The organism is Streptomyces sp. SID5785 (assembly GCF_009870065.1).
In the GTDB taxonomy this organism is placed as follows: domain Bacteria; phylum Actinomycetota; class Actinomycetes; order Streptomycetales; family Streptomycetaceae; genus Streptomyces.
On record NZ_WWIA01000898.1, the window covers coordinates 1 to 25,059 of the forward strand.

16 protein-coding genes and 3 pseudogenes are annotated in these 25,059 nt (G+C 71.5%); 15 read left to right on the forward strand and 4 right to left on the reverse strand.

Translation table 11 applies throughout. The features are described 5' to 3' along the window. From GTW43_RS29340 to GTW43_RS38270, 9 genes and pseudogenes are all read left to right on the forward strand, one after another. A pseudogene (locus tag GTW43_RS29340) lies at positions 1-3,417 on the forward strand (HAMP domain-containing protein); the annotation flags it as partial. Positions 3,418-3,691: 274 nt separating this feature from the next. Next, a complete protein-coding gene (locus tag GTW43_RS29345; protein WP_161305019.1) occupies positions 3,692-4,378 on the forward strand; it encodes a response regulator in 687 nt (228 codons plus the stop codon). A 115-nt stretch (positions 4,379-4,493) separates the two neighbouring features. Next, positions 4,494-7,241, forward strand: coding sequence for a DNA translocase FtsK (locus GTW43_RS29350; RefSeq protein WP_161305020.1), 2,748 nt, complete (start codon positions 4,494-4,496; stop codon positions 7,239-7,241). Between the two features lie 218 nt (positions 7,242-7,459). Continuing rightward, positions 7,460-8,305 (forward strand): helix-turn-helix domain-containing protein, encoded by an 846-nt coding sequence (locus tag GTW43_RS29355; protein WP_161305021.1) that lies wholly within the window; start codon positions 7,460-7,462, stop codon positions 8,303-8,305. A gap of 72 nt (positions 8,306-8,377) precedes the next feature. Then, positions 8,378-9,838, forward strand: coding sequence for a 30S ribosomal protein S12 methylthiotransferase RimO (gene rimO / locus GTW43_RS29360; RefSeq protein WP_161305022.1), 1,461 nt, complete (start codon positions 8,378-8,380; stop codon positions 9,836-9,838). Then, a complete protein-coding gene (gene pgsA, locus GTW43_RS29365) occupies positions 9,835-10,590 on the forward strand; it encodes a CDP-diacylglycerol--glycerol-3-phosphate 3-phosphatidyltransferase (RefSeq protein ID WP_161305023.1) in 756 nt (251 codons plus the stop codon). Before rimO ends, pgsA begins: the two co-directional genes overlap by 4 nt. Further along, a complete protein-coding gene (locus GTW43_RS29370) occupies positions 10,587-11,156 on the forward strand; it encodes a CinA family protein (RefSeq protein WP_161305024.1) in 570 nt (189 codons plus the stop codon). The genes pgsA and GTW43_RS29370 overlap by 4 nt, the downstream gene beginning before the upstream one ends. Positions 11,157-11,265: 109 nt before the next feature. Then, a complete protein-coding gene (locus GTW43_RS29375) occupies positions 11,266-11,646 on the forward strand; it encodes a helix-turn-helix transcriptional regulator (RefSeq protein WP_161305025.1) in 381 nt (126 codons plus the stop codon). 212 nt (positions 11,647-11,858) lie between these two features. Further along, positions 11,859-12,175 (forward strand): annotated as a pseudogene (locus GTW43_RS38270) (hypothetical protein). On the opposite strand, the gene GTW43_RS29380 reads toward GTW43_RS38270, so the two are convergent. The 3 genes from GTW43_RS29380 to GTW43_RS29390 form a co-directional block, all read right to left on the reverse strand. Continuing rightward, positions 12,123-12,899 carry an SDR family NAD(P)-dependent oxidoreductase gene (locus GTW43_RS29380; protein WP_161305026.1) on the reverse strand — a complete coding sequence of 259 codons (777 nt, stop codon included), beginning with the start codon at positions 12,897-12,899 and terminating at the stop codon, positions 12,123-12,125. The pseudogene GTW43_RS38270 and the gene GTW43_RS29380 overlap by 53 nt on opposite strands. Before the next feature lie 77 nt (positions 12,900-12,976). Beyond that, positions 12,977-13,786, reverse strand: a complete 810-nt coding sequence (locus tag GTW43_RS29385) for an Fpg/Nei family DNA glycosylase (protein ID WP_161305027.1) — start codon at positions 13,784-13,786, stop codon at positions 12,977-12,979. A gap of 267 nt (positions 13,787-14,053) precedes the next feature. After that, a complete protein-coding gene (locus tag GTW43_RS29390; protein WP_161305028.1) occupies positions 14,054-18,802 on the reverse strand; it encodes an ATP-dependent helicase in 4,749 nt (1,582 codons plus the stop codon). 88 nt (positions 18,803-18,890) lie between these two features. Here GTW43_RS29390 and GTW43_RS29395 point away from each other — a divergent pair. From GTW43_RS29395 to GTW43_RS29405, 3 genes and pseudogenes are all read left to right on the forward strand, one after another. Further along, positions 18,891-19,688 (forward strand): annotated as a pseudogene (locus tag GTW43_RS29395) (AraC family transcriptional regulator); the annotation flags it as partial. Positions 19,689-19,792: 104 nt separating this feature from the next. Then, positions 19,793-20,686, forward strand: a complete 894-nt coding sequence (locus GTW43_RS29400) for an AzlC family ABC transporter permease (RefSeq protein ID WP_343246151.1) — start codon at positions 19,793-19,795, stop codon at positions 20,684-20,686. Continuing rightward, entirely contained in the window at positions 20,683-20,991 is a 309-nt protein-coding gene (locus GTW43_RS29405) for an AzlD domain-containing protein (protein ID WP_161305029.1), read from the forward strand. Before GTW43_RS29400 ends, GTW43_RS29405 begins: the two co-directional genes overlap by 4 nt. A gap of 71 nt (positions 20,992-21,062) precedes the next feature. Here the strand turns inward: GTW43_RS29405 and GTW43_RS29410 are convergent, their stop codons facing one another. Continuing rightward, a complete protein-coding gene (locus tag GTW43_RS29410) occupies positions 21,063-22,016 on the reverse strand; it encodes a hypothetical protein (protein WP_161305030.1) in 954 nt (317 codons plus the stop codon). A gap of 80 nt (positions 22,017-22,096) precedes the next feature. Here GTW43_RS29410 and GTW43_RS29415 point away from each other — a divergent pair, with 80 nt between their 5' ends. From GTW43_RS29415 to recA, 3 genes are all read left to right on the forward strand, one after another. Continuing rightward, the gene (locus GTW43_RS29415) at positions 22,097-22,291 is read left to right on the forward strand and encodes a DUF3046 domain-containing protein (protein WP_161305031.1); all 195 of its coding nucleotides are present in this window, start codon (positions 22,097-22,099) and stop codon (positions 22,289-22,291) included. A gap of 58 nt (positions 22,292-22,349) precedes the next feature. Beyond that, positions 22,350-23,660, forward strand: coding sequence for an AI-2E family transporter (locus tag GTW43_RS29420; RefSeq protein ID WP_343246152.1), 1,311 nt, complete (start codon positions 22,350-22,352; stop codon positions 23,658-23,660). A 274-nt stretch (positions 23,661-23,934) separates the two neighbouring features. After that, positions 23,935-25,059: a recombinase RecA gene (gene recA, locus GTW43_RS29425; RefSeq protein ID WP_161305032.1), complete on the forward strand. Its 1,125-nt coding sequence runs from the start codon at positions 23,935-23,937 to the stop codon at positions 25,057-25,059.

Below are 25,059 nucleotides of genomic sequence, written 5' to 3' on the forward strand. Positions count from 1 at the left end.
ACGGCCGTGGCGCGCGGTGACCTGTCGCAGAAGATCGACGTGGACGCGCGCGGCGAGATCCTCGAGCTGAAGAACACGCTCAACACGATGGTGGACCAGCTCTCCGCGTTCGCGGAACAGGTGACCCGGGTCTCCCGCGAGGTGGGTACGGACGGCATTCTCGGCGGTCAGGCCGAGGTGCAGGGTGTGTCGGGTACGTGGAAGGACCTGACGCAGTCCGTGAACGGCATGGCGAACAACCTGACGCTTCAGGTGCGCAACATCGCCGAGGTCACTACAGCTGTAGCGCGCGGTGACCTGTCCAAGAAGATCACCGTCGACGCCAAGGGCGAGATCCTCGAACTGGTCACCACGGTCAACACGATGGTGGACCAGCTGTCTTCGTTCGCCGAGCAGGTGACCCGGGTGGCCCGCGAGGTGGGCACCGAGGGCCAACTGGGCGGCCAGGCACGGGTTCCGGGCGTCACCGGCATCTGGAAGGACCTGAGCGACAACGTCAACCTGATGGCCAACAACCTGACCATGCAGGTGCGCAACATCTCCCAGGTGGCCGCGGCCGTCGCCAACGGCGACCTGACCCGCACGGTCACCATCGAGGCGCGCGGTGAGGTCGCCCAGCTCGCCGACACGTTCAACACGATGGTGAAGACGCTGAGTTCGTTCGCCGACCAGGTCACCAAGGTGGCCCGCGAGGTGGGCACGGACGGCATCCTCGGCGGCCAGGCACGCGTACCGGGCGTCTCCGGTACGTGGAAGGACCTGACGGAGTCCGTGAACGGCATGGCGTCGAACCTGACCGGCCAGGTGCGCAACATCGCGATGGTCACGACGGCCATCGCCAAGGGCGACCTGACCAAGAAGATCGACATCGACGCGCGCGGTGAGATCCTGGAGCTGAAGACGACCATCAACACGATGGTCGACCAGCTGTCGTCCTTCGCCGAGGAAGTCACCCGCGTGGCCCGCGAGGTGGGCACGGAGGGGCAGCTGGGCGGACAGGCACGCGTGCGGGACGTCGACGGCACGTGGCGCGACCTGACGGAGTCCGTGAACGAGATGGCCGGGAACCTGACCCGTCAGGTGCGCGCCATCGCGGCCGTCGCCACGGCGGTGACCCGCGGCGACCTCAACCTCAAGATCGACGTCGACGCCGCGGGCGAGATCCAGGTCCTGCAGGACAACATCAACAAGATGATCTCGAACTTGCGCGACACCACGATCGCCAACGAGGAGCAGGACTGGCTCAAGGGCAACCTGGCGCGCATCTCGGGCCTGCTCCAGGGCCGCCGCGACCTCGACGACGTGGCCTCGCTGATCATGAGCGAACTGACGCCCGTCGTGTCCGCGCAGCACGGTGCGTTCTTCCTCGCGCTGCCGCTCGACGACGGCGCCGAGGGCGCGATGGCCCCGGAGGACGCGTACGAGCTGCGCATGCTGGGCAGTTACGGCTACTCCATGGGGTCCATGCCGACCTCGTTCCGGCCCGGTGAGACGCTCATCGGGACGGCGGCCCAGGAGCGGCGCACGATCCTCGTGGACAACGCGCCGAGCGGCTACCTGAAGATCGCCTCCGGTCTCGGTGAGGCACCGCCGGCCCAGGTCATCGTGATCCCCGTGCTGTTCGAGGCCACGGTGCTCGGTGTGATCGAGCTGGCGTCCTTCACGCCGTTCACGCAGATCCAGAAGGACTTCCTGAACCAGATCGCCGAGATGATCGCGACGAGCGTCAACACGATCTCGGTCAACTCCAAGACCGAGGTGCTGCTGAAGCAGTCGCAGGAGCTGACCGAGCAGCTGCGGGAGCGTTCGGCGGAGCTGGAGAACCGGCAGAAGGCTCTCCAGGTGTCCAACGCCGAGCTGGAGGAGAAGGCCGAGCTCCTGGCGCGCCAGAACCGCGACATCGAGGTGAAGAACACCGAGATCGAGGAGGCCCGCCAGGTCCTGGAGGAGCGCGCCGAGCAGCTCGCGGTGTCGATGCGGTACAAGAGCGAGTTCCTCGCCAACATGTCGCACGAGCTGCGCACACCGCTCAACTCGCTGCTCATCCTCGCCAAGCTCCTCGCGGACAACGCGGACGCGAACCTGACGCCCAAGCAGGTCGAGTTCGCGGAGACCATCCACGGGGCGGGCTCGGACCTGCTGCAGCTCATCAACGACATCCTGGACCTGTCGAAGGTCGAGGCGGGCAAGATGGACGTGTCGCCGACCCGCATCGCTCTGGTGCAGCTCGTCGACTACGTGGAGGCGACGTTCCGGCCGCTGACCGCGGAGAAGCAGCTGGACTTCTCCGTCAGGGTGTCGCCGGAGCTGCCCACCACGCTGCACACCGACGAGCAGCGTCTCCTCCAGGTGCTGCGCAACCTGCTCTCCAACGCGGTGAAGTTCACCGACTCCGGGGCCGTGGAGCTCGTCATCCGGCCCGCCGGCGGCGACGTACCCCACGCGATCCGTGAACAGCTCCTGGAAGCGGGCTCGTTGCAGGACGCGGACGCCGACCTGATCGCCTTCTCGGTGACCGACACGGGCATCGGTATCGCGGCCAGCAAGATGCGCGTCATCTTCGAGGCGTTCAAGCAGGCCGACGGCACGACGAGCCGCAAGTACGGCGGCACGGGTCTGGGCCTGTCCATCAGCCGGGAGATCGCCCGCCTGCTGGGCGGCGAGATCCACGCGGCGAGCGAGCCCGGGCGCGGCTCCACGTTCACGCTGTACCTGCCGCTGCACCCCAGTGAGCTGCCGCCCCAGGGGTACGCGCAGCTCGCGCCCTCCGTGGAGCCGGGCCGCCCGCTCGCCCTGGAGGCCGCGCCGGAGCCCGCCGAGGTGGACACCCCGGCCGAGGCGACGTCGTACCAGGAGACGTCGTTCCAGGAGACGCAGAGCGGGGCCGCAGCGCTGTTCAGGCGCCGTCGCAGGCAGTCCGCCGCACCGTAGGCGGGCACCTCGCTGCCGGCGCGCTCACGGGCCGCTGAGCAGTCCGGCCGGGAGGCGTTCGACGGCGCGGACGACGAGAGCGTGCCCAAGCCGCGGCGCTCGTTCCACTTCGGTGGCGAGAAGGTCCTCATCGTCGACGACGACATCCGCAACGTGTTCGCGCTGACCAGCGTCCTCGAGCAGCACGGCCTGTCGGTCCTGTACGCCGAGAACGGGCGTGAGGGCATCGAGGTCCTCGAGCAGCACGACGACGTGACGGTCGTTCTGATGGACATCATGATGCCGGAGATGGACGGCTACGCGACGACGACGGCGATCCGGAGGATGCCGCAGTTCGCCGGGCTGCCGATCATCGCGCTCACCGCCAAGGCGATGAAGGGCGACCGGGAGAAGGCCATCGAGTCCGGTGCGTCCGACTACGTGACGAAGCCGGTCGATCCCGATCACCTGCTGGCCGTGATGGAGCAGTGGATGCGGGGTGAGTGACCGGAAACCGGAACATTCACGTGGACTTGCTGACTGACTGTGTTCGATCTCGTGTAGAAGTGCGGGAACCGGGGAACCTTCTGGTCTCCCGCTACGTTTCTGCTACGTGCACAGTGACATCGCGGTGACAGGGTGTGGCGACAGGCGGGGTGCGGCTACCATGACCGGCACAAGGACGGGCGGCGCAAGGGAGTCGTTCCCCGGGGCGGCGACAGGAGCCTCCCCGAGTCCTGCGGACAGGGGCGGCCCCATGCCGGGGCGAGGAGGGCGGGCCATGGTGCAGAAGGCCAAGATCCTCCTGGTCGATGACCGGCCGGAGAATCTGCTGGCGCTGGAGGCCATTCTCTCCGCGCTCGATCAGACGCTGGTGCGGGCATCGTCCGGGGAGGAAGCGCTCAAGGCACTGCTCACGGACGATTTCGCGGTCATTCTGCTGGACGTCCAGATGCCTGGGATGGACGGTTTCGAAACCGCCGCGCACATCAAGCGCCGTGAGCGGACACGCGACATCCCGATCATCTTTCTCACCGCGATCAACCACGGGCCGCACCACACCTTCCGGGGGTACGCGGCGGGTGCGGTGGACTACATCTCGAAGCCCTTCGACCCGTGGGTGCTGCGCGCCAAGGTCTCGGTCTTCGTCGAGCTGTACATGAAGAACTGCCAGCTGAGAGAGCAGGCGGCGCTGTTGCGGCTCCAGCTGGAGGGCGGCGGCAAGGCCGTCGGCGACGGCGACACCAAGGAGCCCGCAGGGCTGCTCGCCGAGCTGTCGGCGCGGCTCGCGGCCGTCGAGGAGCAGGCGGAGGCGCTCTCCAAGCAGCTCGACGACGACGCGGCGGACGCGGCGGCGGTGGCCACGGCCGCCCATCTGGAGCGCAAGCTGACCGGTCTGCGCAGAGCGCTGGACGCGCTGGAGCCCGGCACGGGAAGCGGCGCGCCGAGCCTGCCCTCGCAGAACTGAGACGCCGAGCGGCCCTTGAGGCCGCGTCAGCTCACGGCGTGTCAGTTCGCGACACGAACGGGTGAAGCAGTGGGCACACGTGTCCCAGGTCGCCCTCCCCGGTAACCTCACACCCATGGCCCCACGTCCCGCAGCCAAGAAGTCGCCCGCGAAGAAGGCGGCCGCGCCGACCAAGGCTCCGGCGAAGAAGGCCCCTGCGAAGAAGGCGCCCGCCAAGAAGCCGGCGGCCAAGAAGGCGCCCGCCAAGAAGTCCGCGGCGAAGAAGCCCGCACCCAAGCCGGCGCCCAGTCCCACGGGCGGCCTCTACAAGGTCGTGCGCGCCCTGTGGCTCGGCGTCGCGCACAGCGTGGGCGCGATGTTCCGCGGCATAGGGCGAGGGGCGAAGGGGCTCGACCCGGCGCACCGCAAGGACGGACTGGCACTGCTCCTGCTCGGCGTCGCACTGATCTGCGCCGCCGGTACCTGGTCCAACCTCCGCGGTCCCGTCGGCGACCTCGTCGAGATGCTGGTGACCGGCGCCTTCGGACGGCTCGACCTCCTCGTGCCGATCCTGCTCGGCATCATCGCCGTACGCCTCATCCGCCACCCCGAGAAGCCCGAGGCCAACGGGCGGATCGTCATCGGTCTGTCCGCCCTCGTCATCGGCGTCCTCGGGCAGGTCCACATCGCCTGCGGCTCGCCCGCGCGCGCCGACGGCATGCAGGCCATAAGGGACGCCGGCGGGCTCATCGGCTGGGCCGCCGCGACGCCGCTGAGCTTCACGATGACCGAGGTGCTCGCCGTCCCGCTGCTCGTGCTGCTCACCGTCTTCGGTCTCCTCGTCGTCACCGCGACGCCGGTGAACGCGATCCCGCAGCGGCTGCGCCTGCTCGGCGTGAAGCTCGGGGTCGTGCACGACGACACCCCGCTCGACGAGCCGGACGCCGACGAGTACGACGACGAGTGGCGCGAGGCCACCCCCGCGCGCGCGAAGCGACGCACCGCCGCCGCACCCGGCGAGTACGACCCGGACCGCATAGAGGAAGACGCGCTCTCCAAGCGGCGCAGGCCCCGCCGGGGCTCGGTGCAGCCCGCCATGGAGCGCCCCATGGACGCCGTGGACGTGGCCGCCGCCGCGGCCGCCGCACTCGACGGTGCCGTGCTGCACGGCATGCCGCCCTCGCCGCTCGTCGCCGACCTCACCCAGGGCGTCGGCACGGAGCGCGCGCAGGAGGACTCGTCCGCGACCGGCCTGCCGGCGCCCGTGCCGACCGCGCGCTCCAGGAAGCAGCCGCCCGCCGAGCCCGAGCCCACCCCGTCGCGGCTCGACGTGCCCGACCTGACCAAGTCGGCGCCGGACGCCCCGCGTGACCTGCCGCCCCGCGCCGAGCAGCTCCAGCTGGCCGGCGACATCACGTACGCCCTGCCGTCCCTGGACCTGCTCACGCGCGGCGGGCCCGGCAAGTCGCGCAGTGCGGCCAACGACGCCGTCGTCGACTCCCTGTCGAACGTCTTCACCGAGTTCAAGGTCGACGCGGCGGTCACCGGCTTCACCCGCGGCCCGACGGTCACGCGCTACGAGATCGAGCTCGGCCCGGCCGTGAAGGTCGAGAAGATCACCGCTCTGGCCAAGAACATCGCCTACGCGGTCGCGTCCCCGGACGTACGGATCATCAGCCCGATCCCCGGCAAGTCGGCCGTCGGCATCGAGATCCCGAACACCGACCGCGAGATGGTCAACGTGGGCGACGTGCTGCGCCTTGCGGACGCCGCCGAGGACGATCACCCGATGCTGGTCGCGCTCGGCAAGGACGTCGAGGGCGGCTACGTGATGGCGAACATCGCGAAGATGCCGCACATCCTCGTCGCCGGAGCCACCGGCTCCGGCAAGTCGTCCTGCATCAACTGTCTGATCACCTCGGTCATGATGCGGGCCACCCCCGAGGACGTCAGGATGGTCCTCGTCGACCCCAAGCGCGTCGAGCTCACCGCCTACGAGGGCATCCCGCACCTGATCACGCCGATCATCACCAACCCGAAGCGGGCCGCCGAGGCGCTCCAGTGGGTCGTGCGCGAGATGGACCTGCGCTACGACGACCTGGCGGCCTTCGGCTACCGGCACATCGACGACTTCAACGAGGCCGTCCGCACCGGCAAGCTCACGACGCCCGAGGGCAGTGAGCGGGAGCTCAAGCCGTACCCGTACCTCCTGGTGATCGTCGACGAGCTCGCGGACCTGATGATGGTCGCCCCGCGTGACGTCGAGGACGCCATCGTCCGGATCACGCAGCTCGCGCGCGCGGCGGGCATCCACCTGGTGCTCGCCACCCAGCGGCCCTCCGTGGACGTCGTCACCGGCCTGATCAAGGCGAACGTGCCGTCCCGGCTGGCCTTCGCCACGTCCTCGCTCGCCGACAGCCGGGTCATCCTCGACCAGCCGGGCGCCGAGAAGCTCATCGGCAAGGGCGACGGGCTCTTCCTGCCCATGGGGGCGAACAAGCCGACCCGTATGCAGGGCGCTTTCGTCACCGAGGACGAGATCCACGCCGTGGTGCAGCACTGCAAGGACCAGATGGCGCCCGTCTTCCGCGACGACGTCACGGTGGGCACCAAGAAGAAGAAGGAGATCGACGAGGACATCGGCGACGACCTCGAGCTGCTGTGCGCGGCGGCCGAGCTGGTCGTCTCCACCCAGTTCGGCTCGACCTCGATGCTGCAGCGCAAGCTCCGCGTGGGCTTCGCGAAGGCCGGCCGTCTGATGGACCTCATGGAGTCGCGGAACATCGTCGGACCGAGCGAGGGTTCGAAGGCTCGTGACGTTCTTGTGAAGCCTGACGAGCTGGACGGAGTGCTCGCGGTGATCCGTGGGGAGGCTCAGTCCTGAGGATGTTGCGATTTCGATATCACCCGTAAGGGAGGCGAGGGCAACCGTTTCTCTTTCCGGTACGTCAAGTTGAGCGAGAAGGGCGGTTCGCCGCCGCGCCGTCGGGTCGCCGGGCCATACCGATGGCGTACAAAGTACGACCGCCCGGTTGCCCCTCCCTTTCGTCACCCCCCTAGACTGAACCTCCAGCAGGTGGCTCACGCTCGAAAGGCGCCCCCGTGTCCATCGGCAACTCCCCTGAAGACGACCGTCCTTCGGAAGACCACGTTTCCCCCCAGGACGACGCCCGGCCCTCGATCGGGCGCGTCCTTCAGCAGGCGCGGGTCGACGCCGGCCTCTCGGTCGACGAGATCAGCCAGTCGACCCGGGTGCGGATCCCGATCGTGCAGGCCATCGAGCTGGACGACTTCTCGCGCTGCGGCGGGGACGTGTACGCCCGCGGCCACATCCGCACGCTGGCGCGCGCCGTGGGCGTCGACCCGGAGCCCCTGCTCGAGCAGTACGGCGCCGAGCACGGCGGGCCGGTCGCGCCCACCCCCGCCACGCCCCTGTTCGAGACCGAGCGCATCCGCTCCGAGCCGCGCCGGCCGAACTGGACGGCGGCCATGGTCGCCGCCATCGTCGCGGTGATCGCCTTCGTCGGATACACGGCGGTCGGCGGTGGCGACGACGGGGACAGCCAGCAGGCCGCCGAGGGCTCCACGCCCTCCACCAGCAAGCCCGCACCGAAGCCGAGCCACAGCGAGAAGCCGGCCGAGCCCAAGCCCGACCCCTCCGACAGCGCGATCGCGGCGGCCCCGCAGGACAAGGTCACCGTCAAGATCAGCGCGCCGGACGGCCGCAGCTGGATCTCCGCGAAGGATCACAACGGACGCATCCTGTTCGACGGCCTCCTCGAGCAGGGCCAGTCCAAGACCTTCCAGGACAGCCAGAAGGTCGATCTGGTGCTGGGCGACGCGGGCGCGATCCAGCTCTTCGTGAACGGCAAGCAGATCGAGGACGAGTTCCAGCCCGGCCAGGTCGAGCGGCTCACCTACACCAAGGGAGACCCGGAAGTCGGCTGACCGCTGACCTCGGCGATCTTCCGGTAACCCTCCCGGCGAGGGCTGTCCGCGGGACGAAGTAGTCTTGAGTCCATGCCCGAACGCCGTACCGTCGCACTCGTCACCCTTGGCTGCGCCCGTAACGAGGTGGACTCGGAGGAGCTCGCAGGCCGCTTGGAGGCGGACGGCTGGGAGCTCGTCGAGGACGCCGAGTCGGCCGATGTCGCCGTCGTCAACACCTGCGGTTTCGTCGATGCCGCGAAGAAGGACTCCGTCGACGCCCTCCTGGAAGCCAATGACCTCAAGGGTCACGGCAGGACCCAGGCCGTCGTCGCCGTCGGCTGCATGGCCGAGCGGTACGGCAAGGAGCTCGCCGACGCCCTGCCCGAGGCCGACGGAGTGCTCGGCTTCGACGACTACGAGGACATCTCCGGCCGCCTCCAGACGATCCTGTCCGGCGGCAGCGTGGAGGCCCACGCCCCGCGCGACCGGCGCAAGCTGCTGCCGATCAGCCCGGCCGAGCGCCAGGAGGCCGGCTCCGGCATCGCACTGCCCGGACACGCGCCCGTGGACCTCCCGGACGGCATCGCGCCCGCATCCGGCCCCCGCGCGCCCCTGCGCCGCAGGCTGGACGGCGCGCCCGTCGCCTCCGTGAAGCTGGCCTCCGGCTGCGACCGGCGCTGCTCCTTCTGCGCCATCCCCTCGTTCCGCGGCTCCTTCATCTCCCGCCGCCCCAGCGACGTGCTCAACGAGACGCGCTGGCTCGCCGAGCAGGGCGTCAAGGAGGTCATGCTGGTCTCCGAGAACAACACGTCGTACGGCAAGGACCTCGGTGACATCCGGCTCCTGGAGTCGCTGCTGCCCGAGCTCGCCGACGTCGACGGGATCGAGCGGGTGCGGGTCAGCTACCTGCAGCCGGCCGAGATGCGCCCCGGCCTGATCGACGTGCTCACCGGCACCGACAAGGTCGTCCCGTACTTCGACCTCTCCTTCCAGCACTCCGCGCCGGGTGTGCTGCGCGCGATGCGCCGCTTCGGCGACACGGACCGCTTCCTGGAGCTCCTGGAGACCATTCGGAGCAAGGCGCCGCAGGCAGGCGCCCGCTCGAACTTCATCGTCGGCTTCCCCGGCGAGTCCGAGGCCGACCTGGCCGAGCTGGAGCGCTTCCTCAACGGCGCGCGCCTCGACGCCATCGGCGTCTTCGGCTACTCCGACGAGGACGGCACCGAGGCCGCCACGTACGACAACAAGCTGGATCAGGACGTCGTCGCCGAGCGCCTCGCGCGCGTGTCGCGCCTCGCCGAGCAGCTGGTGTCGCAGCGCGCCGAGGAGCGCGTCGGCGAGACGGTCCACGTCCTCGTCGAGTCCGTGGACGACGAGGACGGCGTCCTCGGCCGCGGCGCCCACCAGGCCCCCGAGACCGACGGACAGGTGCGGCTCACGGGCGGCGAGGGTCTTGCGGTCGGCCGTATGGTCGAGGCAAAGGTGGTCGGCACCGAGGGAGTGGACCTCGTCGCCGAGCCGCTGGACTGTACTGAGGAGGCGGGCAGATGACGGGAGTCCCGGCATCCGCCGCGGGCGGGTCCGGCAGGCCGGCGCCCGGCGGCAAGCTGGGGGCCGTGGCCGTCGATCAGGCCAGCCTGTGGAACATCGCCAACATCCTGACCATGATCCGGCTGCTCCTGGTGCCGGGCTTCGTGGCCCTCCTGCTCGCCGACGGCGGCTACGACCCCGTCTGGCGGGCCTGGGCGTGGGCCGCCTTCGCCGTCGCCATGATCACCGACGTCTTCGACGGCCACCTGGCGCGCACGTACAACCTCGTCACCGACTTCGGGAAGATCGCCGACCCCATCGCGGACAAGGCGATCATGGGCGCCGCCCTGATCTGCCTCTCGTATCTCGGTGACCTGCCGTGGTGGGTGACGGGCGTCATTCTCGGCCGTGAGCTCGGCATCACCCTGCTGCGCTTCGTCGTGATCCGGTACGGGGTCATCCCGGCCAGTCGCGGCGGCAAGATGAAGACCCTCGCGCAGGGCACCGCGGTCGGCATGTACGTGCTCGCGCTGACCGGGCCGCTGGCCACCTTCCGCTTCTGGGTGATGGCGGTCGCGGTCGTCCTCACCGTCGTGACCGGCCTCGACTACGTGCGCCAGGCCGTCGTGCTGCGCCGCGCGGGACTGGCGGAGGCCGCGCAGGCCTCGGCCGCGTCCCAGGCCGCCGCCGGGGCGTCGTCCCCGTCGTCGGCAGCTTCCCCGGAGGCGTCCTCCTCCGGGGCGGCCCCCTCGGCGGAGACAGCCGAGAAGTGACGGACGACGCGGCCGAGGCGCTGCGGCTCCTGCGCGAGCGCGGGGAGACTCTCGCCGTGGCGGAGTCGCTGACCGGCGGCCTGGTCGCCGCGGAGCTCGTGGCCGTGCCCGGCGCCTCGAAGGCGCTGCGCGGCTCCGTCACCGCCTACGCGACCGAGCTGAAGCATCTGATCCTCGGCGTCGACGCGCGGCTCCTGGACGCGCACGGAGCCGTCCACCCCGAGGTGGCGCTCCAGATGGCGGACGGGGTGCGCACCGCGCTGGGAGCCGACTGGGGCATCGCCACGACCGGCGTCGCGGGCCCGGAGCCGCAGGACGGCCGGCCGGTCGGCACCGTCTACGTGGCGGCCGTGGGGCCCGCCGGAGAGGCCTTCGCGGGGCAGCGGAATTTCGCTGGTAGCCGCAAAGTGCTCGAGCTGCGGTTGAACGGCGACCGGGCGGAAATCCGTAGGGAGAGTGTACGGAGCGTGCTCGGGCTGCTCGTGGAAGAGCTGGTCGGAGCACCTGCGGGCGACGCCGGAGCGAATGCGCGGACACAGGATACGGAACAGAACGGGGGGTTCTGATGTTTACAGCCCTGAGTGAACACGACATCGCTCCCCGCACGGCCGCCGCACGAGGCGGTACGGTGGGGCGAGAAGGATGCGGCTACGCGGTCCGAGGAGGGAGCCACCGATGATTCTGCTCCGTCGCCTGCTGGGTGACGTGCTGCGTCGGCAGCGCCAGCGCCAGGGCCGTACTCTGCGCGAAGTCTCCTCGTCCGCCCGAGTCTCGCTCGGCTATCTCTCCGAGGTGGAGCGGGGGCAGAAGGAGGCTTCCTCCGAGCTGCTCTCCGCGATCTGCGACGCGCTTGACGTACGGATGTCCGAGCTGATGCGCGAGGTGAGCGACGAGCTCGCCCTCGCCGAGCTGGCCGAGTCGGCAGCAGCGGTCCCGTCGGAGCCGGTGCCCGCACCGGTTCGTCCGATGCTCAATTCCGTCTCCGTGACCGGCGTCCCGCCGGAACGGGTGACGATCAAGGCGCCTGCGGAGGCGGTCGACGTCGTAGCGGCGTAGCGGCGTAGCGCCTGCGCACTGCGTGAGATGTGCACAGAACCCCGGCCGGGCTCTCCCGGCCGGGGTTCTGTGCTGTGTCCGTACGGGCGGGTATGTGCCATCGTGGTGCATGTCCGGCGCAGGTGGCCCTCGGGGCCCGCGCGCCGTGCGGATGTGTGTCGTGTGGGCCGGCGAGGCGGAGGTGGCCATCGGTGGCGGTCGGCCGGCGGCGGATGCTGCGCTGGATACCCGCCCTGGCGCTGGGTGCGCTGTGGTGGTGGGGGGGGGGCTGCGGCTGGCCTTCGCGCCGGACGCGGGGGCCTTCGAGGGCGCGGTCGCCGCCGGGGGATGGGGACTGAGCCTGCTGCCGGTGCACGCGCTGCCGAAGTCGCGTGCGGCCGGCGTCGTCGGGGCGCCGGGGCGGCACGGGGCCCGGCGGGTGCGGACCCGGGCGCTCGGCGTCGGCCGGGAACTCGGCGGGGGAGCGTGGTCGGGGGTCACCAGGGCATGGCGACGCCTCCGTTCGGGCGGAGGATCTGGCCCGTCGTGAACGCGGACGCGTCCGAGGCCAGGTGCAGCACGGCATGGGCGACGTCCTCGGACTCGCCGACACGGCCCAGCGGGGCCATGCGGACCATCAGGGACTCGGTGTGAGCCTGGGCGCTCTCGTCGTGCCGGGTCGTCATGGGGGTGCGGATCCATCCGGGGGCGACCGCGTTGACCCGGATGCCGTGCCGGCCGACCTCGTTCGCCAGGGTCTTCGTGAGCTGCACCACCGCGGCCTTGGCCGCGCCGTAGCAGAGCAGCCCCGGGCCGCCGGTGTCCACGGCCCCCGAGGCCATCGTGACGATGCTGCCCCGCGTGCCCGAGGCGATCATGGTCCGGGCGGCCTCCTGGCATGCGTACAGCACACCCTTGAAGTTCACGGACCAGACCCGGTCGAGGTCCTCGTCCCGCGTCTCCAGGACGGGGCTGCTGTGCATGATGCCCGCGACCGCAGCCATGATGTCGAGGCGGCCCGACGTGGCGACGGCCGTGGCGACCGCGTCCGTGACCTGGCCGCGGTCGGCGACATCCACGGTGTGGATGTGGGCGGTGCCGCCGTGCTGCTTGATGAGAGTGGCCGTCTCGTGCAGGCCCTGGGTGTCACGGTCCGCGCCGTGCACGGTGGCCCCCGCCTCGGCCAGCAGCGCCGCGGTGGCGCGCCCGATGCCGCTGGCGGCTCCGGTGACGAATGCGGTGCGTCCGGTGAGGTCGTACGCCTTGACCGACATGCAAGGACGGTACGAGCGTTTCTGACGGTCCGTCAATTGGTCTGCGTGGATTGTGGTGGCCGGGCGTGTGTGTGGCGTCAGGCTGTGGGGGACGGGCCGGTCTGACAGCGGGGGCACCAGTACGTGGGGCGTTCGCGTGATCCGTCGCCCTGGTTCGCGACCCGGACCGGCGTGCGGCAGCGCAGGCACGGGCGAGGAGCGCGGCCGTAGACGAACAGCCGCTCGTCGGTACGGGCGCCGCGGCCGGTGGTGATCCGCACCGGGCGGTCCCGATTGGCTTCCAGCAGCTTCTTCGCCAGGTCGGGGATGCGCTCCGCGGTGCCCGGCGGCAACTGGTCCATCGTCTGCCAGGGGGTGACGCGGAGCAGGAAGCACAGCTCGGACTTGTAGATGTTCCCGATCCCCGCGAGGTTGCGCTGGTCGAGCAGGGCCTCGCCGAGCGGGCGGTCGGGGGTGGCGAGGAGGCGTGTGAGAGCCTCGGCCGGGTCCCAGTCCGGGCCGAGCAGGTCGGGGCCGAGGTGGCCGACGGCCTGGGACTCCTGTGCCGTGCGCAGCAGCTCGAGCACGGGGAGCCGGTACCCGACCGCCGTGTGCTCGGCGTTCCCCAGGATCGCGCGGATCTGGTGCGCGGGGCCTCCGCGCCAGCGCTCACCCGCGGCGAACACCTTCCAGGAGCCGTCCATCCGCAGGTGTGAGTGCAGCGTCAGACCGCCCTCGATCCGGGTCAGCAGATGCTTGCCGCGCGGGGTGACCTCCAGGACCGCGCGGCCCCTGAGATCGGCCGTCGCGAACCGGGGAACGCGCAGATCCGAGCGGGTGAGGACCCGGCCGGCCAGGGCGCTGTGCAGCCGTCCGGCAGCCTGGAGGACCGTGTCTCCCTCGGGCATGAGGCGTCGCCCTAGGCGTCGGCGGCCGTGATGGCGGCCGTGGCGGCGGGCGACATGGCCGGCGTGACGGTGGCTGTGACGCGTGCGCGGGTCGGTCTGGTGACGCTCAGGTCCGCGGTCGGGCCCGTCGTCCGGTCCGTCGTCCGGTCCGCGGTCGGGTTCGCAGTCCGGCCCGTCGACCGGTCCGCGGTCCGGTCCGTAGTCCGGCCCGTCGACCGGCCCGCGGTCGGGTTCGCAGTCCGGTCCGTCGGTCTGTGCGGGATGCGTTCACGCGCGCAGGCGCAGGCCGCGAGGGGTGGCATGGAAACCGGCTCCTTCCAGGAGAGGCGCGTACGGGGAGGTCAGCGCCGCTGTGCCGTTGATCCGCTCCACAGTGATGGTGCCGAGCGCGCCGGAGCGGGCCGCGTCCGCCAGCGCCTCCGCCGCGGTCGGCAGGTGTGGGTCCTCGGCGAGCCCGGCGGGGGTCGGGTCCTCGGGCCCGTCGGCCGTCGGCCAGGCCAGCAGGGTCTTTCCGCCGCGCTCCATGTAGACCGTGAGCTCGCCGTCGACCAGCACCACGAGGGACCCGGCCTTGCGGCCCGGCTTGTGCCCCGCGCCGGTCGGTGGCTCGGGCCAGGGCAGAGCCGCACCGTACGCGTTCGCCGGGTCGGATGCGGCCAGGACCAGCGCGCGGGGTGCGGCTCCACGGGGCGCCGGTGCGTCGACGGGCGCGTAGGGATCGGGGGGCGGTGCGCCGCGGTCGCGTGCGTTGGCCGCGGCGCGCAGGCGGTCCACCGCACCGTCCATGGCGAACTGCGCGGCACCGAGCCCCTCCACGACATAGCCGCGGCGCGCCTGACCGCTCTCCTCGAAGACCGACAGGATGCGGTATGTCGCGGAGAAGCCGCCCTCCACACCCTCGGCGGCGACCGCGCCACGGGTCACCACACCGTGCCGGTCGAGGAGGGTGCGGGCCAGGGCGTGCGCGCGCACCGTCGCATCGGGCTCCTGACCGGGCAGGACGGACCACCGGCCCGCGACCGTGGGCGGACCGCTGCGCGAGGTGGGCCGGGCCGCCGCGGTGAGGCCGCCGTAACGGCCGCGCGGCACCGCCCTACGCGCGCGATGCGCCGTGGAACCGGCGGTGCGGCCCGAGCCGAGCAGAGCGCGCATCGGCGCCAGTGTGTCGTTCGTCAGACGCCCCGACCAGGCCAGCTCCCACAGTGCGTCGGCCAGTTCGGGATCGGACGCCTCCGGGTGCGTCGTGGCCCGGACCTGGTCGGCGATCTGACGGAAGAACAGGCCGTACCCGCCGGACAGGGCGTCCAGGACCGAACGGTGGAGCGGTGTCGGCTCCAGCGGGTGCGGGGGCGGGAGCAGCAGCGGGGCCGAGTCGGCGAGGTAGAGGCTGACCCAGCCGTCCTTGCCGGGCAGGGAACCGGCGCCCGCCCACACCACCTCGCCGGATGCCGTCAACTCGTCCAGCATCGCCGGTGCATAGCCGCTCACGCGCGACGGCAGCACCAGCTTCTCCAGTGCCGACGCGGGCACCGAGGCGCCCTGCAACTGCTCGATCGCCCGGACCAGACCGTCGATGCCGCGCAGCCCGTGCCCGCCGACGTGCTGCCACTGCGGCAGGAACTGCGCCAGCGCGGCGGGCGGCACCGGCTCCAGCTCGTGCCGCAGCGCGGCCAGCGACCGGCGGCGCAACCGGCGCAGGACCGCCGCGTCACACCACTCCTGGCCGATGCCCGCGGGGTGGAACTCCCCCTGCACGACCCGGCCCGCGGCGGCCAGCCGCTGCAGGGCCCCCTCGGTCACCGCCGCCCCCAGACCGAAGCGCGTGGCGGCCTGCGCCGTGGTGAAGGGCCCGTGCGTGCGGGCGTACCGCGCCAGCAGGTCGCCCAGTGGGTCCTTGACCGGCTCCGTGAACGCCTCGGGGACGCCCACCGGCAGCGCCGTGCCGAGCGCGTCCCGCAGCCGCCCCGCGTCCTCGATCGCCGCCCAGTGGTCGACGCCGGCGACGCGGACGCGGATCGCGCGCCGCGCTCCGGCCAGGTCCTCGGCCCAGCCGGGCTCGGCGCCGCGCTCCGCCAACTCCTCGTCGGTGAGCGGGCCGAGCATGCGCAGCCGGTCGGCGATGCCCTCGGTGTCCTTGATCCGGCGGTCCTCCGTGCGCCACTGCAGCTCCTGCTCCAGCTCGGCCAGCACCTCTGCGTCGAGCAGCTCGCGCAGCTCGGCCTGACCGAGCAGCTCGGCCAGCAGCCGGGAGTCCAGGGACAGTGCGGCCGCACGACGCTCGGCGAGCGGCGAATCGCCCTCGTACAGGAACTGCGCCACGTAACCGAACAGCAGAGAACGCGCGAAGGGGGAGGGCTCAGGCGTGGTGACCTCCACGAGGCGCACCTTGCGGGACTCGATGTCGCCCATCAGCTCGGCGAGGCCCGGCACGTCGAAGACGTCCTGGAGGCACTCGCGCACCGCCTCGAGGACGATCGGGAAGGAGCCGAACTCGCCGGCCACCTCCAGCAGTTGCGCAGCGCGCTGACGCTGCTGCCACAGCGGGGTGCGCTTGCCGGGATTGCGCTTGGGGAGCAGCAGTGCGCGGGCCGCGCATTCCCGGAAACGGGATGCGAACAGGGCCGAGCCGCCGACCTGGTCGGTCACGAGCTGGTCGACGTCCCCCTTGTCGAAGGCGACGTCCTGCGCCCCGATGGGGGCCTGCTCCGTGTCGTACTCCAGGCCCGGCTTCGACGGCTCCTGATCCAGCAGGTCCAGGCCCATCAGATCGGCGTCCGGCAGCCTCAGCACGATTCCGTCGTCGGCGTGCATGACCTGGGCGTCCATGCCGTACTTCTCGCTGAGCCGCGCTCCGAGCGCGAGCGCCCACGGCGCGTGCACCTGGGCGCCGAAGGGGGAGTGGACCACGACCCGCCAGTCGCCCAGCTCGTCGCGGAAGCGCTCCACCACGATGGTGCGGTCGTCCGGGACGTGGCCGCACGCCTCGCGCTGCTCCGCGAGATAGGACAGCACATTGTCCGTGGCCCAGGCGTCCAGACCGGCCGCCGTGAGACGTGTGCGCGCCGCCTCCTGCTCCAGCGAGCCGACCTCCCGCAGGAACGCCCCCACCGCGCGCCCCAGTTCGAGCGGACGGCCCAGCTGGTCGCCCTTCCAGAACGGGAGCCGCCCGGGCACCCCCGGCGCGGGTGAGACGAGGACGCGGTCCCGGGTGATGTCCTCGATGCGCCAGGAACTGGTGCCCAGGGTGAACACGTCACCGACCCGGGACTCGTAGACCATCTCCTCGTCGAGCTCACCCACGCGGCCGCCGCCCTTCTTCGGGTCGGCCCCTGCGAGGAACACACCGAACAGACCGCGGTCCGGGATCGTGCCGCCCGAGGTGACGGCGAGCCGCTGCGCGCCGGGGCGCCCCGTGACGGTGCCCGCCACGCGGTCCCACACGACACGGGGACGCAGCTCGGCGAACGCGTCGGACGGATAGCGGCCGGCCAGCATGTCCAGCACACCCGTGAACGCCGACTCCGGCAGGGACGCGAACGGCGCGGCGCGGCGCACCAGAGCGAGCAGGTCGTCGACCTGCCTGCTGTCCAGGGCGGTGATCGCCACGAGCTGCTGGGCCAGGACGTCCAGCGGGTTCGCCGGGACGCGCAGGGACTCGATGGCACCCTCGCGCATGCGCTCCGTCACCACGGCCGACTGCACCAGGTCGCCGCGGTACTTCGGGAACACGACGCCCGTGGAGACCGCCCCGACCTGGTGGCCCGCGCGGCCCACCCGCTGCAGACCCGACGCCACCGAGGGCGGCGACTCCACCTGGACGACCAGGTCCACGGCGCCCATGTCGATGCCCAGCTCCAGACTGGACGTGGCGACGACCGCGGGCAGCCGGCCCGCCTTCAGATCCTCCTCCACCAGCGCACGCTGCTCCTTGGAGACCGAGCCGTGGTGCGCGCGGGCGATGACCGTCGGGGCGCCCGCGGCCGCTCCTGAGCCGCCCATCAGCTCCGCGGGGGAGTGGTCCTCGGGTAGCGCCTCGCCGGTGGTCCGCTCGTACGCGATCTCGTTCAGCCTGTTGCACAAGCGCTCCGCCAGGCGGCGGGAGTTGGCGAAGACGATCGTCGACCGGTGCGCCTCGATGAGGTCCGCGATGCGCTCCTCCACGTGCGGCCAGATCGACGGGCGCTCCGCGCCCTGCTCCGCGTCGGCGACCGGCGAGCCGCCCAGCTCCGCGAGATCCTCGACCGGCACCACGACCGACAGGTCGAACTCCTTGCCCGACGGCGGCTGGACGATCTCCACCTTGCGCTGCGGCGAGAGATAGCGGGCCACCTCGTCGACCGGACGGACCGTCGCCGACAGGCCGATCCGGCGGGCCGGGCGGGGCAGCAGCTCGTCGAGACGCTCGAGCGACAGCGCCAGATGCGCGCCGCGCTTGGTGCCCGCCACCGCGTGCACCTCGTCCAGGATCACCGTCTCGATGCCGGCCAGTGCGTCCCGCGTCGCCGACGTCAGCATCAGGAACAGGGACTCGGGGGTCGTGATGAGGATGTCCGGCGGCCGCGTGGCGAGCGCGCGGCGCTCCGCCGCGGGGGTGTCGCCGGAGCGGATGCCGACCTTCACCTCGGGCTCCGGCAGCCCCCGGCGGACCGCCTCCTGCCGGATACCCGTCAGAGGACTGCGGAGATTGCGCTCGACGTCGACCGCGAGGGCCTTCAGCGGGGACACGTACAGCACCCGGCAGCGCTTCTTCGGGTCGGCGGGCGGGGGTGTGGACGCCAGCTGGTCCAGTGCGGCGAGGAACGCGGCCAGGGTCTTCCCGGACCCGGTCGGCGCGACGACCAGCACGTCCGAGCCCGCGCCGATCGCCCGCCACGCACCGGCCTGCGCGGAGGTGGGCGCGGAGAAGGCCCCCGTGAACCAGCCGCGGGTCGCGGGGGAGAAGCCTTCGAGTGCGCCGAGCGCGCCGAGGGCGTCGGGGGCACCGTCCGTGCCGGCGCCGTCGCTGGACCTGACCATGCCCCCATCCTGCACCCCGCCACTGACATCGGCCGTGACCTGGGCAATCGTGGATCTCACGGTGAGTGACGTGCCGCAGAATGGGTCCATGGCGGGACAGGGCGAATGGGCGCGGCACTGGCAGTACGAGCGGCTGCCCGGCCTCGACCTGCTGCGCGCCCGCTACCTGCGGCACACCTTCCCCCGGCACAGCCACGAAGGCTTCGTGATCGGCGCCGTCACCGCGGGGGTCGAGGCCGTCGGAACACCCGCGGGCACGCTCCACGCCGGCCCGGGCAGCATCGTCATGATCAACCCCGAGGTGGCGCACAGCGCCAGGGCGGGCGGCCCCGACGGGTGGGCCTACGCGACGCTGTACCCGTCGGCCGAGCTCGTCGCGGAGGTCGCCGCCGAGACCAGCACGATCCGCGGCACGGTGGCCTTCGCCGAGCCCATCGTCACCGACCCGTACACGTCCGGGCTGGTCCAGAAGGTGCACCGGGCGGCGGAGCAGGGGAACGCACTGGCCGCCGACAGCCTGCTCCGGTTCGCGCTCGCCCGGATGCTGCGCGACCACGGCACCGTCCGCGCGGACCGGCCCCGCAGCACGGCCGGGGCGCTCGCCGCGGCACGCGCGCGGGACCTCCTCGAGGAGCGGATGGCCGATCCGCCGTCCCTGGACGCCCTCGCGGCGGAGCTGGGCACCAGCCCCTTCGCCCTCCTGCGCTCCTTCCGCAGCGCCTACGGGATGCCGCCGCACTCGTGGCTCACCGACGCGCGCGTCCGGGCCGCCCGTCGCCTGCTGGAGGAGGGCTCGCCTCCGGCGGTGGTCGCCGCGACGCTGGGTTTCACCGACCAACCGCACCTCAACCGGCACTTCACGCGGATCGTGGGCGTGCCCCCGGGCGCCTACCAGAAGGAGCGCGGCGAGCGCCGCCCGGAAGATGCCGGTCACCAGGGGCGCAAGAACGTACAAGACCCGGCGCCGCACCCTCTCGTACCGTCCACGACGTGGCAGCAGAACAGACAGCATCGACAGACATACGCGCGCGAGGAGGCCACCGGGTCGCGGCAGTCCCCGCGGCCGGACCCGGAGCAGAGCATGGAGCGGGCAAGCCGGACGCCGCCGTCGTCCGGGACGCCCTCGGCGTCGGCGTCGCCGTCGGACTCTCCGGCTTCGCCTTCGGAGTGACCTCGGCGGGCAGCGGCCTCACGGTGCTGCAGACCTGCGTGCTCAGCCTGCTGGTCTTCACCGGCGCCTCGCAGTTCGCTCTCGTCGGGGCGCTCGCGGGTGGTGGCAACCCCTTCACGGCGGCCGCCGGGGCGTTCTTCCTCGGTGTGCGCAATGCGTTCTACGGGCTGCGCCTGTCGCAGTTGCTCGCCCTTCCGCGCGCGGTGCGGCCGTTCGCCGCGCACTGGGTCATCGACGAGACCGCCGCCGTCTCGCTCGCACAGCGGTCACGGCGCAGCGCCCGGATCGGCTTCACGGTGACCGGCCTGACCCTGTACGTGCTGTGGAACGTGACCACCCTGCTGGGCGCCCTGGGAGCGGAGGCCATCGGCGACACCGACGCCTGGGGGATCGACGCGGCCGGCCCGGCCGTGTTCCTCGCGCTCCTTGCGCCGATGCTGAGGACGACGACGGACCGGGTGGTGGCGGGCCTCGCCGTCGTCCTGGGACTCGGTCTGCTGCCTGTGCTGCCGGCGGGGGTACCGGTCCTCGTCGCGGCCCTGGCCGCCCCGGCGGTGCTCTGGTGCGAGGGCCGCCGGCGCGGCGCACCGGACCGGGCGACTCGAGCGGATCGGACAGATCGAGTGAGCCGAGCGGGTCGCGCAGGTCGAGCAGGACAGGCGGGTCAGACGGGTCAGGCGGGTCATGACGGGAAAGAGGGAGGGCACCGGTGAACTTCTGGATCGCCATCGCGGTGACCGCTGTCGGGTGCTACGCGGTCAAGCTCATCGGCCTGCTCGTGCCGGCCGGCGCCCTGGAACGCCCTGTGGTGAAGCGCCTGTCGGCGCTGCTCCCGGTGGCCCTGCTCGCCGCCCTCACGGCCCAGCAGACCTTCGCCGACGGGCGGGTCCTGGTGCTCGACGCGAAGGCCGCAGGACTCGCCGCGGCTGCCGTGGCCCTCGTGCTGCGCGCCCCGTTCCTGGTCGTCGTGGCGGCGGCCGTCGTGATCACGGCGGGGATGCGTGCCCTGACCGGATGAGGACGAGCGACGAAGCGAGCCACCGGGCGGGTGACGAGAGGTGAGCCACCGGGCAGGTGACGAGCGGAGCGTCACACGGTGCGGCCATGGGCACGCAGTGTGCGCAGCGCCTCGATGGTCACCAGGGGGCGCGCTTCCAGGACGACCGCAGGCGACCACTGCCGCCAGGTGACCGGCCACCCTCCGTCCTCCTGCTGCGCGCTCGCCAGGTGATCCAGGGAGAGCGACATCTCCTCGTCGGTGAACCACGCGCGTGCCAGCGAGTCCGGCGCCTTCGCGAAGTCGTGCGGGAAGTGGTGCTCGCCCGGCGCGTAACCGGGCGCCACCGGGTACGTGTCACGCTGCGCCGGGTCGAGCACGGCGAGGCGCTGCTCGCGCACCAGACGCCCAAGCCGGCCGGCGGCGGTACGCGCGCGTGCCCGGTCCGGGACGCCGTCCAGGAAGGCGACCGCCGCCTCGATCTCGTACGGGTGCGAGGCCTCCAGGGCGTCGACGGCCGACCAGCAGAACTCGGTGGCCCGGAACAGCCATGCGTGCCACACCTCATTGCCGTGCAGAAGCCCGACCACAGGACCGGTGGCGAGCAGCTCGCTCGGAGGGTCGTCGACCACGGGGACGAACGGTGCGTGCGGATAGGCCCGCTGCCCGGGGACCACCGCGGGAAGTGCCCCGTCCGCCGTGGAGACGGCGGTGAGATAGCGGCAGACGCGCTCCGCACGCTGCCCCGAGCAGCGTCCGATCATGTCCAGGACGCGTAGCGCGTGCCCGGTGTGCAGCGGCTGGCTGAGCGGGCCGCGCAGGTCGGGCTCGAGCGCGTAGCCGTAGCCGCCGTCCGCCGTCCGATAGGCGTCCAGGGCGCATTCGACGGCGTCGGCCGACGCGGCGGACGGGCCCGCAAGGAAGTGATGTGCGAAGCGGCGCTGTTCCAGGACGCGCGCCGTCGACCAGACGAAGGCCTCGGCACGCGCGAGCGGTGAACGCGCCGAGGGAGACGAGGGGAGTGGGGATGCTCCGTTTTCGGCCATGGATCCGACCGTAGGGGGCGTGGAGCGGACGGCAAGCGCCCCGGGCCCGGCTGCACTCTCAGGAGCGGGATACTGGAGGCATGCGGTTGACGGTCTTCTGGCAGCTAATGGCGGATCACTTCGGGTCCGGGTACGCCGACACGTTCGCGCGCGACCACGTGATGGCGGGGCTCGGCGGGCGCACGGTCCACCAGGCGCTCGACGCGGGGTGGGAGGCCAAGGACGTCTGGCGCGTGGTGTGCACCACGATGGACGTACCGGCAGAGAAGCGCTGACCCGGTGACGGACCGGGGGCGGCCACCGGCGGTCGGTGGCGTGGGCGACACTGGCACCGTGGCAGCGACAGACGAGACCCTCCAGACGGCGGCCGACGCCGCACCGCCCGGCGCGACGCCCCCTGTGGCCCCTGCCGGACAGGCCCCGCGCGCGGGCATGCCGCGCTGGCTGCCGCGCGCCATGGTGCTCGCGCTCACCCTCATCGCCTGTTTCCAGCTGGGCAGTTGGGCGTTCCACCAGATCACCGGGCTGCTGATCAACGTACTGATCGCGTTCTTCCTCGCCCTCGCCGTGGAGCCGGCCGTGAGCTGGATGGCCGCGCGACGCATGCGTCGCGGGCTGGCCACGGGCATCGTCTTCCTCGGCGTGCTGATCGTGACGGCGGGCTTCATCGTGCTGCTCGGCTCGATGCTCGCGGGGCAGATCGTGGACATGGTCGAGGACTTCCCGAAGTACCTCGACCAGGTCATCAACTGGATCAACGAGACGTTCCACACGGACCTCAACAGGGTCGAGGTCCAGGACAGCCTGCTCCACTCGGACTGGCTGCAGAAGTACGTGCAGAACAGCGCGAGCGGCGTCCTGGACGTGTCCACGCAGGTGCTCGGTGGGCTGTTCCAGCTGCTGACGATACTGCTGTTCTCCTTCTACTTCGCCGCCGACGGACCGCGCCTGCGGCGCGCGCTGTGCTCGGTGCTGCCGCCGGCCAAGCAGGCCGAGGTGCTGCGTGCCTGGGAGATCGCCGTCGACAAGACCGGCGGGTACCTGTATTCGCGCGGCCTGATGGCGCTGATCTCCGGCATCGCGCACTACATCCTGCTGGCCGCGCTCGACGTGCCTTACGCGCCGGTGCTCGGGGTCTGGGTCGGACTCGTCTCGCAGTTCATCCCGACGATCGGCACGTACCTGGCGGGCGCCCTGCCGATGCTGATCGCGTTCACGGTGGACCCCTGGTACGCGCTGTGGGTGCTCGGCTTCGTCGTGATCTACCAGCAGTTCGAGAACTACGTGCTGCAGCCGAAACTGACGGCGAAGACGGTCGACATCCACCCCGCCGTCGCCTTCGGGTCGGTCATCGTGGGCACGGCTCTGCTCGGTGCCGTCGGCGCGCTGATCGCGATTCCGGCGGTCGCTACGCTGCAGGCGTTCCTCGGGGCGTACGTGAAGCGGTACGACGTCACCGACGACCCCCGGGTCCAGGGGCATCGCAACCGGGCCGGGTCGTCCCTCGCGAACCGGGTGCGGCGGCTGGTGCAGGGGTCCGGTGCGAGCGGGCCGGAGGCCGGTCCGCGAGCCGGGCGGGGGACGGGGCAGGACGCCGGGCCGGGGTCCGGCTCCCACGGCGGAACCGGCTCGGGGACGCGGTAGCCGCACGTCCGCCGGTGCTTCTCGTCCGGCCCCGGCGCCCGGCGACAGCGGTACGGCTGTGACCGCGTGGTGCGCTTGACACCAAAATCGAACATCCATTCTTATGGAGTGTCCAAGGGCTCGCTGCCCAGGAATCCCAGGGGATCCACGGGCGGTGGCCGGGCGAGGAGCCTCGAGTTATCCACAGGCTGACGGGCGTCGAGGCCGATTGTCAGTGGCAGGCGTTAGCGTCTTTGACGTGAAGCGATCGACTCAAGCAAATCGGGTGGAACCCATGGCAGGAACCGACCGCGAGAAGGCGCTGGACGCCGCGCTCGCACAGATTGAACGGCAATTCGGCAAGGGCGCGGTCATGCGCATGGGCGAGCGGTCCCAGGAGCCCATCGAGGTCATCTCGACCGGCTCGACCGCGCTCGACGTGGCGCTGGGCGTCGGCGGCATCCCGCGCGGCCGTGTGGTGGAGATCTACGGCCCGGAGTCCTCCGGCAAGACGACCCTGACCCTGCACGCCGTGGCCAATGCCCAGAAGGCCGGCGGCGCGGTGGCCTTCGTGGACGCGGAGCACGCCCTCGACCCCGAGTACGCGAAGAAGCTCGGCGTCGACATCGACAACCTGATCCTGTCCCAGCCGGACAACGGCGAGCAGGCGCTCGAGATCGTCGACATGCTGGTCCGTTCCGGCGCCCTGGACCTCATCGTCATCGACTCCGTCGCCGCACTCGTCCCGCGTGCGGAGATCGAGGGCGAGATGGGTGACTCGCACGTGGGTCTCCAGGCCCGACTGATGAGCCAGGCGCTCCGCAAGATCACCAGTGCGCTGAACCAGTCGAAGACCACCGCGATCTTCATCAATCAGCTGCGCGAGAAGATCGGCGTGATGTTCGGTTCGCCGGAGACCACGACCGGTGGCCGCGCGCTGAAGTTCTACGCCTCGGTCCGCATGGACATCCGCCGTATCGAGACGCTGAAGGACGGCACGGACGCGGTGGGCAACCGCACGCGCGTCAAGGTCGTCAAGAACAAGGTCGCGCCGCCCTTCAAGCAGGCCGAGTTCGACATCCTGTACGGCCAGGGCATCTCCCGCGAGGGCGGCCTGATCGACATGGGCGTGGAGCACGGCTTCGTCCGCAAGGCGGGCGCCTGGTACACGTACGAGGGCGACCAGCTCGGCCAGGGCAAGGAGAACGCGCGCAACTTCCTGAAGGACAACCCCGACCTGGCCAACGAGATCGAGAAGAAGATCAAGGAGAAGCTCGGCGTCGGCGTCCGTCCGGAGGAGCCCACCGCCGAGCCGGCGGCTGACGTGGCGGCCCCTGCCTCCGCTCCCGCCGAGGACGCGGCCAAGTCGGTGCCCGCGCCCAAGGCCGCCAAGTCCAAGGCCGCGGCGGCCAAGAGCTAG